This is a genomic window from Mesorhizobium carmichaelinearum, assembly GCF_900199455.1.
In the GTDB taxonomy this organism is placed as follows: Bacteria; Pseudomonadota; Alphaproteobacteria; order Rhizobiales; family Rhizobiaceae; genus Mesorhizobium; species Mesorhizobium carmichaelinearum.
The window spans coordinates 23,495-37,806 of sequence record NZ_FZQR01000043.1; the positions used below are offsets into that span (position 1 = coordinate 23,495).

At 56.9% G+C, this 14,312-nt stretch carries 12 protein-coding genes; 10 read left to right on the top strand and 2 right to left on the bottom strand.

The features are described 5' to 3' along the window. Positions 1–223: 223 nt before the first annotated feature. Entirely contained in the window at positions 224–1,840 is a 1,617-nt protein-coding gene (locus CKW40_RS38375) for a phytoene desaturase family protein (RefSeq protein ID WP_095204870.1), read from the bottom strand. A gap of 150 nt (positions 1,841–1,990) precedes the next feature. Continuing rightward, a complete protein-coding gene (locus CKW40_RS38380) occupies positions 1,991–3,052 on the bottom strand; it encodes an ABC transporter ATP-binding protein (protein ID WP_095204858.1) in 1,062 nt (353 codons plus the stop codon). Between the two features lie 156 nt (positions 3,053–3,208). On the opposite strand from CKW40_RS38380, the gene CKW40_RS38385 reads away from it, so the two are divergent. The 10 genes from CKW40_RS38385 to CKW40_RS38430 all read left to right on the top strand — a co-directional run. After that, positions 3,209–3,976, top strand: a complete 768-nt coding sequence (locus CKW40_RS38385; protein WP_095204859.1) for a 2-keto-4-pentenoate hydratase — start codon at positions 3,209–3,211, stop codon at positions 3,974–3,976. Positions 3,977–4,143: 167 nt separating this feature from the next. Beyond that, positions 4,144–4,677: a hypothetical protein gene (locus CKW40_RS38390; RefSeq protein WP_143748470.1), complete on the top strand. Its 534-nt coding sequence runs from the start codon at positions 4,144–4,146 to the stop codon at positions 4,675–4,677. 15 nt (positions 4,678–4,692) lie between these two features. Beyond that, positions 4,693–5,538 carry a fumarylacetoacetate hydrolase family protein gene (locus CKW40_RS38395; RefSeq protein WP_095204861.1) on the top strand — a complete coding sequence of 282 codons (846 nt, stop codon included), beginning with the start codon at positions 4,693–4,695 and terminating at the stop codon, positions 5,536–5,538. A gap of 171 nt (positions 5,539–5,709) precedes the next feature. Beyond that, the gene (locus CKW40_RS38400; protein WP_095204871.1) at positions 5,710–6,621 is read left to right on the top strand and encodes a dihydrodipicolinate synthase family protein; all 912 of its coding nucleotides are present in this window, start codon (positions 5,710–5,712) and stop codon (positions 6,619–6,621) included. Positions 6,622–6,644: 23 nt separating this feature from the next. Continuing rightward, the gene (locus CKW40_RS38405; protein ID WP_179298271.1) at positions 6,645–7,904 is read left to right on the top strand and encodes a CaiB/BaiF CoA transferase family protein; all 1,260 of its coding nucleotides are present in this window, start codon (positions 6,645–6,647) and stop codon (positions 7,902–7,904) included. A 2-nt stretch (positions 7,905–7,906) separates the two neighbouring features. Then, entirely contained in the window at positions 7,907–9,454 is a 1,548-nt protein-coding gene (locus CKW40_RS38410; protein ID WP_095204863.1) for a UxaA family hydrolase, read from the top strand. 21 nt (positions 9,455–9,475) lie between these two features. Further along, positions 9,476–10,498 carry a histone deacetylase family protein gene (locus CKW40_RS38415; protein ID WP_095204864.1) on the top strand — a complete coding sequence of 341 codons (1,023 nt, stop codon included), beginning with the start codon at positions 9,476–9,478 and terminating at the stop codon, positions 10,496–10,498. Beyond that, positions 10,491–11,225 (top strand): SDR family NAD(P)-dependent oxidoreductase, encoded by a 735-nt coding sequence (locus CKW40_RS38420; protein ID WP_095204865.1) that lies wholly within the window; start codon positions 10,491–10,493, stop codon positions 11,223–11,225. Before CKW40_RS38415 ends, CKW40_RS38420 begins: the two co-directional genes overlap by 8 nt. Then, the gene (locus CKW40_RS38425) at positions 11,225–11,776 is read left to right on the top strand and encodes a GNAT family N-acetyltransferase (protein ID WP_095204866.1); all 552 of its coding nucleotides are present in this window, start codon (positions 11,225–11,227) and stop codon (positions 11,774–11,776) included. Before CKW40_RS38420 ends, CKW40_RS38425 begins: the two co-directional genes overlap by 1 nt. An 821-nt stretch (positions 11,777–12,597) precedes the next feature. Beyond that, on the top strand, positions 12,598–14,312 hold a 1,715-nt coding region (locus tag CKW40_RS38430; protein WP_095204867.1), incomplete at its 3' end, for a hypothetical protein.

A 14,312-nucleotide genomic window follows, 5' to 3' on the forward strand; every position in this document is an offset into this window, starting at 1 on the left:
AACGTTCGAACGGATCGTGCGACGCCAGATTTGGGGCGCGGGCGCTGAGCTGTGTCGGCCGGGCGCTCGACTGCATCATCCACAATCTTGGACGCACCCCTTAGATCGCTCTCGTCAAAGTCTTGGCCGGATCTTTTCGGCAACACAATGATCCGACCAGTTGCTCGACCGGCACTAGACAGTCTACGAAGGCGCCATGGGGGTGCCGATCGAGCGCGCGATGCTAAGCTGCCAAGCGGCGCCTTTTGAAATCTCTGAGGATTTCCCGTGCGGCGTTGTGGCCGGGAATACCGGATACGCCCCCGCCAGGATGCGTGCCGGCGCCGCACATATATAGATTGGCCAGCGGGCCTCGATACTGGGCGTAGCCGCCGACCGGGCGCATGGACCAGATTTGGTCCAGGTGCAGAGCGCCGTGGTGGATGTCGCCGCCGACAAGGCCAAAATCGCGCTCGAGGTCGAGAGGGGTTAGTACTTGACGGCCCACGATGCTGGATTTGAAATTGGGCGCGTAGCCGTTGATTGTCGAGACTATCAGGTCGGCCACCTCCTCCTTGACTTCGTCCCACGTTCGACCGCCGGAGAGTAGGGGGTCGAAATGCTGGCAGAACAGGCTCATCACGTGACACCCGGGCGGAGCCAGGCTGTCATCGTAGACGCTCGGAATGCCCATCGTGATCACCGGCTCCTTCGACCAGCCACCGCGCTTGGCATCGTCGTAGGCCCGTTCGAGGTAATCAAGAGAAGGGGTAATGTGGATCGAGCCGGTCAGCGCTTTGGCTGGATTTTCGACCCGATCGAGGCCATTGAAGCGCGGTGTTTCAGACAGGGCAACGTTCATCCGGAATGTACCAGAACGGCAACGCCACCCCTCTATCTCCCGGAGAAAGTCCGAGTCGAGCGCTGAGCGGTCAATCATTTTGAGGTAGAGCAGCTTGGGTCCAACATTGGCGACCACGGCCCGTGCGCGAATCGCCGTGCCATCCTCCAGAACAACCCCCCGCGCTACGCCTTTCTCGACGACGACTTCGCGTACAGCTGCATTCAGGCGGATCTCTGCCCCTTTCGCCGTAGCAGAGCGGGCCATCGCTTGTGTGATCGAACCCATACCGCCGCGCGCGTGCCCCCAAGCACCCTTCCTCCCATTAACTTCACCAAAACCGTGGTGCAACAGGAAGTACGCGGTCCCCGGATGGTATGGGCTGACCATATTGCCAACGATACCCTCCCAGCCAAAATCGCCCTTGACGGGATCGCATTCGAACCATTCGTTGAGATAATCGCCGATACTCATCGTCATCACTTTTACAAACTCGCGCTGCAGAGTTGGCGAGAGCTTGCGAAAGCGATTGCCGGTGGTCAGTAGGGTCATCAAGTCGCCTAATCCGCCGCCAAAATTCGGCGGCGTCTCCAGCAGGCTGTCACGCAACACATCGGCTAAACGTTGTCTTTGTTCATCGAACGCCGGGATGCGTAGGGCATCTTTCCGGGAGAAGCGACTAATCTCCTGTTCAGCCGCTTTGGCATCTCGCGGCAAGATTATCGATTCGCCTTCGGGCAGGAGCATGTAACTGGCGACGGGCCGCTCCATTATTTCCAGGCCGTGGGCGCCGAGCTCCAGTTCGCGGATCACCTTGGGATGGAGCAAACTGACGGAATAGGAGCAAACCGAATTGCGAAAACCGGGATGGAACTCCTCCGTGACGGCGGCGCCGCCCACGATGCCGCGCCGTTCGAGCACCAAGGTCTTCAGGCCGGCGCGGGTCAAGTAGCCGGCCGTTGTCAGACCGTTGTGCCCCCCACCGATGATTACGACGTCATAATCCGTTTTACTCGCCATCTTAATATCCTCTGGCATTGCTATGTTATGGTTGTCGAGAACGTGTGGAACGTCGCTCCGATGGATCAACCGGCGCTGCGCGGCTAAGGTCGCATGATCGAATATTATTCGACCTTGAAGTTCGCTGGTGGCCGGCAGAGTGACCGCTCGTCAAAGGCGCTGACCAGTTTGCCGATCGAATAGGTAAATCCTATCGGGATCGAAGCTGATATGAATTATCTCCCCTGGTGCTGCTCGGATCCGCTCTCGAAACACCGCTACGAACTCTGTTCCTTGAGCGTTGAAAGTTACTTGCGTTTCGGCACCCATCGGTTCGACAACGACGACGGTGGCAGGAAATCCGGTATCGTCGATGCGGACATGCTCGGGACGCACTCCGAAAACCAAATCTTTCCCATTGGACAAAGACAGGGGAGCGATTGTGGGAATCCGAAGGCCGCGCGCTGTTACGATTGCAGTCTCGCTATGTTTAGTAAGAGTGCCGTCAATTAGGTTCATCGCCGGGCTTCCTATGAACTGGGCGACGAAAAGGTTCTGAGGCGAGTCATACAGATCCAGTGGTGCGCCGACTTGCTCTATGCGTCCACTGTTCATCACCACGATCTTATCGGCCATGGTCATAGCCTCGATCTGGTCATGAGTGACGTAAACCATCGTGGTCTTTAGTCTCTGATGCAGTTCTTTGATCTCGGTCCGCATCGAAATTCTAAGCTTGGCATCCAGATTCGACAGCGGCTCATCGAAGAGAAAGACCTGAGGCTGCCTTACAATCGCTCTGCCCATTGCAACGCGTTGCCGCTGACCGCCTGAGAGCTGTCTTGGATAACGATCCAGCAGACCATCAAGCCCCAAAATTCCGGCCGCCTGTTTCACGCGATTTTGGATCTCACTTTTGGGAACTCTTTGCAATTTTAAAGCAAATTCCATGTTCTGCGCGACCGTCTTATGTGGATAGAGCGCGTAGCTCTGAAACACCATTGCAATGTCGCGCTCTTTGGGTGGAAGTTCATTCACTACACGCGATCCGATCGAAATGCTTCCTCCGGATATCAACTCAAGACCAGCTATCATCCTAAGCAACGTGGATTTCCCACACCCGGACGGGCCAACTAATACGACAAACTCCCCGTCTTCAATCTCTAGGTCAAGTCCATTAATGACAGAAAACTTCCCGTAAGACTTTGTAATTTGGCTTATTGAAACGCTAGACACGGAAATTTCCCTTTATGTTCTAGACTGCGGATGCAGTAATTTAAATGCGCGTCGGCGGAGGTTCCAAGACCATACTATCATTTTTTCCAGCAAGCCGGTTGACCTCAGTCCTAAAAGGCCATAATGTTGATGGAACGCTATTCCAGTTAGAGTGCCATGTCAATCACAGCAGATGAAATCTCATGGGCCATAGCTCAAAAGCTCGTTGCGGCGCACCGTGGCGCTAACCGCGTCATAGTAGATCCATTGACGTTGGAAGCGCTTAGCCGCGTCCAGGCTTTGAACATCCAGCGTGAAGTCGTCAGAGCATTGGCGGTCCCTGTCGTAGGCTGGAAAGTCGCGGCGTTGCCGGATGGAGATCTGATATCTGCACCTATCGTGAAAAACCGGCTTTTGCCGAGCCCAGCATCGATCCGTCCTGCTATCTATGGGCTTGGCGGCGTCGAATGCGAGATCGCTTTCCGCTTTGCGAGAGAGCCTGTTCCCGGGCGTGAGGGCTTCAGGAAAGAGCACATTGTTGAAGCCATCGACGGAGCTTGCTCGGCAGTTGAGGTCGTAGATAGCCGTTGGGCAACAACCTTCTCCACGCCCCGTAATGCGATGATTGCGGACTTGCTTTCCAACGGAGCGCTGGTCGTCGGTTCGGTAAATGGGAATTGGCGAGATGTAGCTTTCGGAGCACTCGGGGCTCGTCTTGGCATCAACGGACGTACTGTCTGCCAAAGTACGGGCGGCCACCCCGGCGGCGATCTCATTGGCCTCCTAGTCATGTTTGCCAACGATTTGCGTAAACAGGGGATTGTCCTCAGACCCGGCGAGATCGTCACGACAGGAAGTTACACAGGTTTTCACACGGCAAGTCCTGGTGACGTGATTGTAGCCGAGTTTGATGGCTTCAGTCCCGTTTCGGTAACCTTTCAATAGTTTAGAGAATAGCGGAGAGAGCTATGCTTTGCGGTAAGGGGGTGGTGGCCATCTGGAACGGAATAGCCGAGGAGGGGCGTCAGGACTTCTACCAGTGGCACATACACGAACATATGCCAGAGAGGACCGGCATTCCCGGGTTTCTAAGGGGCCGACGATATCGAGCTGTGGATAAGGAGACTCATCCAGAGTTCTTTACGCTCTATGAAGTCGAGGACTTCGACGTCATTACAGGCGAGGAGTATGCTAAACGGCTCAATGCCCCGACGCCTTGGACAAGGCGCGCGACATCGCATTTTCTCAATACGTCGCGCGGGCTGGCGCGCGTCTCTTCCTCTGAAGGACCTGGTCCGGGCGGCGTTCTTACCACGGTGCGCTTCCACTCTGGGGCAACCGACGACCAGCACACCGCTGGTGAACTGTCACTTTTTCTGTCCAGAGTTCTGCAGTCGCCACTCATGACGGGGGCACATTTGTGCAAATCCGATGGGGAAGCGACCGGCGTACGTACTGCAGAGAGTCAAGGGCGTACGGATTATGACGCTCCGCCCAATTGGTTCATTCTTTTGGAGGCATGCACCGTGGAGGCTTTGGAGGCACCAGTCCAGGCTGTTCTCCAACATTCTGTCGTACGAAAGGCACAAGTCGGCCGATACCTGCTCGAATACACCCGCTTGAAAACCGACGCCTCGGCCGGATGAGCCTAAGGAAAAATCATGAAACTCTTACGATTTGGCCAGCCCGGCTCGGAACAACCAGGATTGCTCGACGAAACCGGTACCATCCGGGATCTTAGTGGTGTTGTTGCGGATATTACCGGCAAGACATTGTCGCCCGCAGGCCTGGAGATGTTGCGCTCCGTCCCCCCTTCATCGCTACCGCGTGTTGACGGCGATGTTCGTCTTGGGCCCCCGGTCGCTGACATCCGCCACTTTATTGCAGTCGGCTTGAACTATACGGATCACGCCATCGAGACCAACACTCCTATTCCGGATGAGCCGGTTATCTTTTCCAAGGCGCCATCATGCATTGTCGGGCCAAATGACGATGTTCTGATGCCTCGTGAGGCGCACATGTTGGACTGGGAGGCCGAAGTTGCCGTCGTCATCGGCGAGCATGCTTTTGAGCTGGCCGAAGAGGATGCGCTTTCGGTTGTGGCGGGCTATCTGATCTGCCACGACGTTTCCGAGCGTCAGTTCCAGATACATCGTGGTGGACAGTGGATCAAAGGCAAATCGTCGCCAAGCTTTGGCCCGCTTGGACCTTGGCTTGTGACGCCCGACGAGGTCCCAGATCCTCAAAATTTGAACCTTTGGCTCACGGTAAACGGCGTCACCAGGCAGTCGGGATCGACAGCCAAAATGATCTTTCCTTTCAAATATCTGATCTCATACATCTCTCAGTTCATGGCGCTTGAGCCCGGGGACGTTATTACAACTGGCACTCCACCCGGGGTCGGGCTTGGGATGAAACCACCAGTCTTTTTGAGGCCGGGCGACCAGGTGGAGCTGGGCGCTGATGGGCTTGGTCGGCAAAAGCAAACTGTCGTCCTTCGCAGCTAGGATCTGCTTGTCGTCTGATATCGGCAATCAAGGTGCGTCCTCACCAATCATTGTCGTTGTGTGAGTTCCAATTGACAGCGGTCTCCGACGATAATAGAATGATGTTCCATAAAGAATGGCATTTGGATTGACGCTAGTAGCCTTAGCGCGAACAACAAACGAGGAAGCAAAATGAAAGCTAATTGGGCTGGCGTCTTTCCGGCGGTCACGACGAAGCTGCAGGAAAATGGTGATGTCGATCTGCTCGCGACCCAAGGCAGCATTGATCGTCTCATTCAGAGTGGTGTTTCCGGCATCATTGTTCTCCCGATGTTGGGTGAGAACGCGTCTCTGAAGCTGTCTGAGAAGGAAAAAGTCATTCGATCCGCTAAGGAAGTTGTCGCTGGGCGTGTGCCGCTTCTTTCGGGTCTTGCCGAGGTGTCGACGGAGGCTGCGGTCGATATGGCGCGCAAGTTCCAGAGCTTCGGAGCGGAAGGTTTGATGGCCTTCCCAAGCATTGCGTACAAGTCTGACGCTCGCGAGACCTCAGAATGGTACCGGACGCTCGCTGGCGGCTGCGAACTTCCAATCATGATCTACAACAATCCGATCTCCTATGGCGTCGATGTGACGCCAGCAATATTGCGCACCCTTGAAGACGTCGATGGGATCGTCTGCATCAAGGAGGAATCCGGCGACATCCGCCGCGTCACAGATCTCTACAACGAATTCGGAAATCGGTTTTCTGTATTCTGCGGGGTTGACGATTTGATCCTGGAGAGCCTCGCTCTGGGGGTGACGGGCTGGGTCTCGGGAATGACGAACGCCTGGCCTGAAGAATGCGTCCGCATCTTTGAACTGGGCCGAGCGGGAAAGTTTGCCGAGGCATTGGACTTGTATCGAGTCATGACGCCGGCATTTCATTTGGATACCAGCGTAAAGCTTGTCCAATACATTAAGCTGGCGGAAAATCTTGTCTACGGGGCCCCCGAATGGACGCGAGCGCCGCGTTTGCCGCTGGTCGGCGAGGAGCGCGAAAAGGTTGTTTCGGTGATCAACAACACCATCGCCTCCCTGAGAAGCCGCAATTCGAAGGCAGCATAGAGAGCCAGCGGAGGAAACCAACGGTGAACATCCCCAGCAAATCGAATGGCCTGGAGGACAGCGACGTGCATCCACTGAGCGGTATTCGCGTCCTTGCATTTACTCACTACGCGGCTGGGCCAATTGCGGCGCAATATCTTGGCTCCCTTGGTGCAGATGTCATCAAGATCGAAGCCCCCGCGGGTGATTATCAGCGCACCGGGATCAAGGAACCGACCGCGGCCGCTGATGCACCCAGCCCTTATTTTCTCGGCATAAACCGCAACCAGCGTTCATTGTCCATCGACCTGAAAAAACCAGAGGCCCAAGCAATCATCTGCGAGATGATTTCCGGAGCAGACATCATTCTTGAGAACTTCCGTCCCGGAGTTTTGGATCGCATGGGTCTGGGCAGTGCCGTGCTTATTGAGAAGCACCCTCGATTGATCTATTGCTCGATCGCAGCTTACGACCCGGCCGGTCCAAGCCGAAACAAGCCGGGTCAGGATCTCATTATCCAAGCCCTGTCGGGCATCGCCAGTCTTGGCGGGACTGCTGACGGTCCGCCTGTAGCTGCCGGTGCCTACATCGTCGATACTTACACGGCATCACAGGCAGTCATCGGAATTCAAGCTGCCTTGCGCCAGCGGGACCAGACAGGACGCGGCCAATGGGTTCGCGTGGATATGATGTCTTGTGCACTTCATTTGCTGGCCTCTGAATCAAGCTATTCCCTAAACGCGGAGCAGCAGGCAAGTAGAGGCCGCAATGGCATTAGCCACAGTCACCAGCCAGCCCCCTACGGAATCTATTCGACCCGCGATGGTGCTATTGCTCTGGTGGCACACCCCATAGCCCTGTCCGACATTGCCGCTGCGCTGGATCTGACCGACCGTATTGTGCCTCTGCTGGAGGGTAAGGGTGCTTGGACGAAGCGTGACGAGATCGCTGCCATCCTCTCGGAGCGGCTATGTCAGTTGACCAGCGATGATGCACTTTCCCGTCTTGCGCCTACGGGTATCCTGCTGGCTCCGGTGCGCAGCGTCGAACAAGCGCTGGCAGATCCCGATGTGGCCAGCGAGTTGGTCCGCGAGGTTGAGCACAGCTACGGAGGTCGCTATCGCGTAGCGCTAGAACCGCTCAAGCTTTCAGGCTCCCCGCTTGTATTCGATCGTCCGGCCCCCGATCTGGGCGAGCATTCCGTCGAGGTTTTGCGAGAGACTGGCATCAAGCAGGATCGCATTGAATCCTTGATCGCCAGCGGGGTAGTTCGGGTCTCTGACCCCCAAGCCGGCCAGGGTTAGCCATGCAGAGCGATGCCACCCAAAACCGCAATGTCGCTCCCGTGCTGATCCTGCACGATAGCGACAATGTCGCGATCGCAAGACGAATGATAACGCAGGGGACGGCATTGGGCGGATCGATTGTCGCTAAAAGCGCGATCCCGGCCGGCCACAAAGTCTCTCTGAGATTCATTGGGGCAGGCGAACCGATCCTTCGCTATGGTCAGATAATCGGCTTTGCGACAAAAGACATAGATCCTGGCCTCCATGTTCATCTTCAGAACATGGCGCTCGGTGAGTTCGACAAGGACTACGCATTTGGCGAGGCGGCTCGCCCGACTGAATATACTGACACTCCGCCGACATTCTTGGGTATTCGCCGCCCCGACGGCCGAGCTGCGACACGAAACTACGTCGGAATTCTCAGCAGTGTGAACTGCAGCAGCCACGTTGCCAACGTAGTGGCCGAGGTTTTCAAGAGAAACCCATTTACCGGCAGCGACCCGTTGGCTGAGTTTCCGAATGTGGATGGTGTCGTTGCGCTGACCCACAAGACTGGTTGCGGCATGACGGGCGGTGAGCCACTGAATGTCCTGCGCCGTACCCTGGGTGGCTACGCGCGACACGTCAATTTCAGCCATGTCATCGTTCTGGGATTGGGCTGCGAGGTCAACCAGATCGGTGGTCTGCTCGAGGATCAACGTCTGGCAGGACGGGTGCGCAGCATGGACATTCAAGCCATGGGTGGCGCCAAGAAAACCGTGGCTGCCGCGGTTGAGTTTGTCCGGGATGTATTGAAGGAATCGAACCAGGTTACACGGGAACCCATTCCCGCGAGCGAACTCATTGTCGGGCTGCAGTGCGGAGGGTCAGATGGCCTTTCAGGAGTCACCGCGAATCCAGCATTGGGAGCCGCCAGCGATATTCTCGTGCGGCACCGCGGTACAGTGATCCTCTCCGAAACGCCTGAAACCTATGGCGCCGAGCATCTGCTGACTCGACGGGCCGTTTCTCGCGAAGTGGGCGAAAAGCTGATCGCTCTAATGGAGTGGTGGGACGCGTACTTCAAACGGGAGGGTGCCGTTATGAACGACAACCGCTCCCCGGGAAATATGGCTGGCGGAATAAGCACCATCGTCGAGAAGTCGCTGGGAGCAATGGCCAAAGGCGGCACAACAAACCTGGTGGATGTCGTGAAATATGGTGAGGCCGTCAAAAGCTCTGGCTTGGTATTCATGGATACCCCTGGCTACGACCCGGTGTCGGCGACAGGTCAAGTAGCTGGAGGTGCGAACCTCATATGCTTCACCACTGGGCGAGGCAGTGTGTTTGGCTGCAAGCCCGCACCCTCCATCAAACTGGCATCCAATACGGCCATGTACGAGCGCATGAAGGACGATATGGATGTCAATTGCGGCGAGATCCTCAGCGGGGGCGAGTCCGTCGAAGAAAGCGGAAAGCGAATTTTCGATTTGATCCTGCGCGTCGCCTCGGGGGAGCGTACCAAAAGCGAAGAGTTCGATTTTGGTGCGGACGAATTCGCGCCCTGGGTTCTGGGGGCGACGGTCTAGGCCTACAAGAAAGCATAAAAGATGAAGATCGTTTACTCGGATGGCCACCGCAGCCATAATCCGCAGACATTCATTCATCGCGGCCGGCTGGTCGAAAGCCCCGAGCGGCCGGAGCGTGCAGACCTGTTGCTCTCGGCAGCAATCGCCGCAGGACATGAGACGCTGAAGGCAAATCAAACGGACGCGTCAATGCTGACTCGCGTGCACACGGCGCGCTATCTCGATTTTCTGGAAAATGGCATCAATGACTGGCGGGCCCTGCCCCATGCCGGCCCGGAAATCGTACCCAACACGCACCCCAACCGTTTTGCGTCGCACTATGCGAGCCATATCGTGGCACGCGCCGGCTTCCATCAAGCTGACACAGCCTGCCCCGTTGGCCGCGGAACCTGGGCAGCAGCTCGATCCAGTGTCGACATTGCCCTCAACGTCGGTGATCTGATTGCACGTGGCCAGAGCCGAGCATATGGGCTTTGCCGCCCGCCCGGGCATCACGCCTGTACGGAAATGGCTTGGGGGTTTTGCTACCTCAACAATGTGGCGGTGCTGGCGGAGTCCATGCGGACAGCAGGCGCGGAACGCGTCGCAATTCTGGACATCGATATTCACCATGGGAACGGCACCCAGCAGATATTCTATGATCGCCCCGACGTTCTCACCATATCGGTTCATGCTGATCCAGACGGATTTCCGGTGTTCTTCAGTGGCTATGCAGACGAAATTGGCTCGGGTGCCGGAGAAGGTTTCAATCTCAATCTACCGCTGAGGCATGGCAGCGATAATGCAGCTTTCGTCGATGCAATTGCGGTGGGCATGCGAAAGATAGGGGATTTCGGACCGGATGTCCTGCTGGTTTCACTCGGCCTCGATGCCTACCGCGGCGACCCACTCAGTGTGTTTGATGTCACCACCGACGGGTTTCGCCAGGCGGCTGAGACTATTGGGGCATTCGTCAAACCGATCGCTATCCTGCAGGAGGGTGGTTACCCGTGCCCCGAACTTGGAGACAACCTTGTCGCATTTCTAGGAGCTATAGATGAATAGCTCCGATGGACGCAGCCTTCCGTTTTTAGGCAAATCGGCGGTGGTGACCGGCGGACAAGGCGTATTGGGAAAAGCTATCGCTGAGCGCCTGAAACGTGACGGCGCCAGGGTTGCCGTGTGGGACCAAGCCGAAGCGCCCTGGGCAGATTTGTCCCTTATCGTTGACGTGACAAGCGAGCAATTGGTGAAGGACGCGTCCGACAGGACTATCGACGCCTTCGGCAGGCTGGACATTCTGGTTAACAATGCAGGAATACAAGGGCCGTTTACCGACGCGATTGTCTTGGATGTCGCCACTTGGCGCAAGGTCATTGATATCAACTTGACCGGCGTGTTTCTTTGCAGCCAGGCAGTTGTCCCGCGCATGATTGCTGCCGGTGGCGGTAGGATCATCAACGTCGCATCACTTCGTGGCAAGGAAGCGCCTATTAAGACCAGCGCCTACAACGCCTCGAAAGCTGGGGTCATTGCACTGACCAAGACAATGGGTCGAGAGCTTGCGACAACCGGTGTCCTAGTGAACTGCATCACGCCAACGGTCATCGACGGCGGCCTATCGGAAACCGCGACAGAAGAAGAACTGCGAGTTCTGCGTAGTCTAATACCCATGCACCGGCTTTGCCGGCCCGACGAAGTTGCATCCATGGTCGCTTGGCTGGCCTCGGACGAGAGCAGCTTCTCAACTGGAGCGGTCTTTGACATTTCCGGCGGGAGAGCGAGTTACTGATGGAACTGCGTACGCAACGATTGCTGATGCGTGAATGGAAGGACGAAGACGTCGAACCATTTGCTCGGATGAATGACGACCCTAGGGTCGTGAAGTATGTCGCAAGACTCCCCGGCCGGAGCGCGATTGACGCATGGATAAATGCCCAACGGGATCATTTCCGAAAGCACGGATATGGCCTTTGGGCCCTAGAGGAAGTCGGTACCGTCGGACTTATCGGCTACTGCGGCCTTGTTAACGTTCCCTATCATGCGCATTTCACACCGGCGGTTGAGATCGCTTGGAGGCTGCATCCTGATTGCTGGGGGCGTGGATACGCGACCGAAGCCGCCGTCGCTGCGCTTGCCTTCGGTTTCCGAAATCTAGAATTGAAACAGATAGTCGCGAATGCCGCGGTGGATAATGTCGACTCGCGGCGGGTTATGGACCGCCTTGGGATGTCTCATGATCCAGAGGATGACTTCGACCATCCGCTCAAGTCGATCGCTGATCCCTTGCGACGCCAAGTTCTTTACAGGCTTACCTATCAAGATTGGGGTCGAAAACTTTAGTGCCGCATTTCGACGCGGTGCTTGCTCGAAAAGCTGAACCGCCCGCCGCGGTCCGGTTGGCGCCCGACCGAGACCGATGCGTGGCGCGCCCTGCCGGTGGCCTCCCCACCGGCAGGGCGCCATCTCCAGCTGCCTTTCGCGTTTTGACGGAAGCGCGCCAAGATCAAAACCTGGAGGCGTCAATCCAGACGCGCGCGTCGGGGGCAAATCGCCACCAGGATCGTCTGGGCGGCAGCGTCCGACTTTTCCACAGGCTTCCGGTTAGCGACATCTAAGCCATTCTGACGCAATACTGTATCACCTCAGAACCAATGTAAATGTTCACCATTTGTGCTTTGAAAGTTGCATAATTGGCAGTGTGGTGTGACGTCCGGAATTATCTGTCCTCGTGAGGGCAAGAGCCCAGAATTATCTGTCGCCAGCCGGACTTCTAAGTGGATGATATCCCGCCGCTTTCGCCCGAAGAGGTTACCAATGCCCTTCGGACAACAGGTTACCAATGTGCTCCAACGACAATCAATTCCCGACTGGCCTTAAGGATATGTTTTGATTGAGTTTATTGCGGCTAAGATTGGGAACCTAAGGCCACCCAACACGCGCATTGGTAACCCCCAGCGACAGGTTTGGTAACCCTCATCGAGCGAGCGGCGCTCACACCTCTCGGCGGAGCGCTATTGCAGCGCTTAATCTTCTTGCCGGGGGCTGACATTGATATTGCCTCCGGGAGGTGGTCTCGGACGATCTTCAAATAGCCTACACGTTCGCGATGTAGCATATCCCCACCTCAGGAATTGCCCCGCGTCGACGCCAGGTTGCTAGCTATGAGCGAGTGGCTGCCTACAGTTGAGTTTGCTGCGCTGGTCGGCATTGGGCGACAGGTGGCTCACCGCGCTCTTCGTTGGCGTCGCTGGCGAAAGAATCCGCTCGAAGTGCGGAAGGTCAATGGTCGGCGCGGCGGGAACGCCGGAGAGCAATATGAGGTGAATTCCACGTCCCTGCCGCTCGAATACCAGCACCGTTTAAAGGTCTCTCAAACCCTCGTTGAAAACCACTCGAAATCAATCACCGGCAGGACGGCAGAGCACACATGGTGGCTCGATTACCTGAGGCCTGCGCTTCAGTATCCAGTCAAATCGACTGCCCGCTCCGACGCCCTGGTCGAGCTAGCAGACAACCCAACGCGGAACTGGGAAGGCACGGCGGTCAGCTATTCCCTGCGGACGCTGCAGCGCCATGCCGCACGCTTTGACGAAGGCATGAAGGTTGGACGGCATGGTCGATCGGACAGGGGTAAGAAGCGTGTCGTCATAAGCCGGAGGTGGGACAAGCTGGTCCCGTTCGAAGCATCCACCAAGGCAAAAATCGCGGAGGACCTAAAGCAGGAAATCCGCGGCCTCCTCAAAGGCGGCATGTCGTGGGGCCACACCCTGCAAGAAGCCGAGAAGTTCCTGGTCGACGCGACTCGGGCCTGGGGCTTTCGTTCCGGCGATCCTAGCGTGCTGGAGCGCGCTTGTTCTATCCCAACCGACCTCGTCTCAGCGGAACTCCACTTCCGAAACGTCCACCGGTTTAAGCGCGACCATAAGGCTTATGATGATCGCCGGCCGCGCATCCGGCGCACCGTCGCCAGCATGCAGCCGATGGAGCTGGTGGTCGGCGATGTTCATCCTGTCGACATTCACCTCACTCGTCCTGACGGCACTGTCGCCACTGCTAGGCTGATCGGCTTCTTAGACTGGGCGACGCAGCGCCTCTGGATAGGGCTGATCTTTTTCGAAAAGCGCGGCGGCGTGCAAAACCGCGACGTGATCGAAGTCTTCGCGGCCATGATCGAAGCGTGGGGCATGCCGCAGTCGCTCTATGTCGACAACGGCAAAGAATTCGGCTTCGCCGCCTTTCTGGACGATGCCATGCAGCTTACCGTGCCGGGCTTCCATGGCCCGTCCCGATCAACCCACGTCATCAATGCTTTGCCCTACAACGCCTCCGCAAAGCCGATTGAGCGTTTATTCGGCGACCTGGAGACGCGCTATTTCAGCACGGCGCGTGGCCACATCGGCGGCAACCGAATGAGCAAGAAGCAGGAGGCTATCGGCAGGACGGTGGCTCCGTTCGGCGCATTCGAAGATGTGGTGCCGTCCATAGAAGGCTTCGTGCGCACCTATAATCACACTGCGCAGGGCAAGAAGAGCGCGCTCAAAGGTCTCTCACCTGAAGCCACATTCCGAAAACACCTTGAGGCCGGATGGGCGCCGACTGCGATGAGCCGCGATGAAGTGCGCGCGGCATGTGCGCGAACCGAAGAGCGGTCGGTTGTTCAGGGTGCGATATCGGTCGGTGGCCGTCATTGGACATGCCCAGAATTGCAGGCTTACCAGTACGAGAAGATTTGGGTCCGTGTGCCGGCCTATCACACACCGGCCGAGTTGCTGCTGCTTGACCGCTATGGTGAACGAGTCGGCATAGCCTTTCCCGATGTCGAGTTCCATCCGCTCGACAAGCGCGGCGCAAAAGCATCAGCCGAACGCGCAAAGGT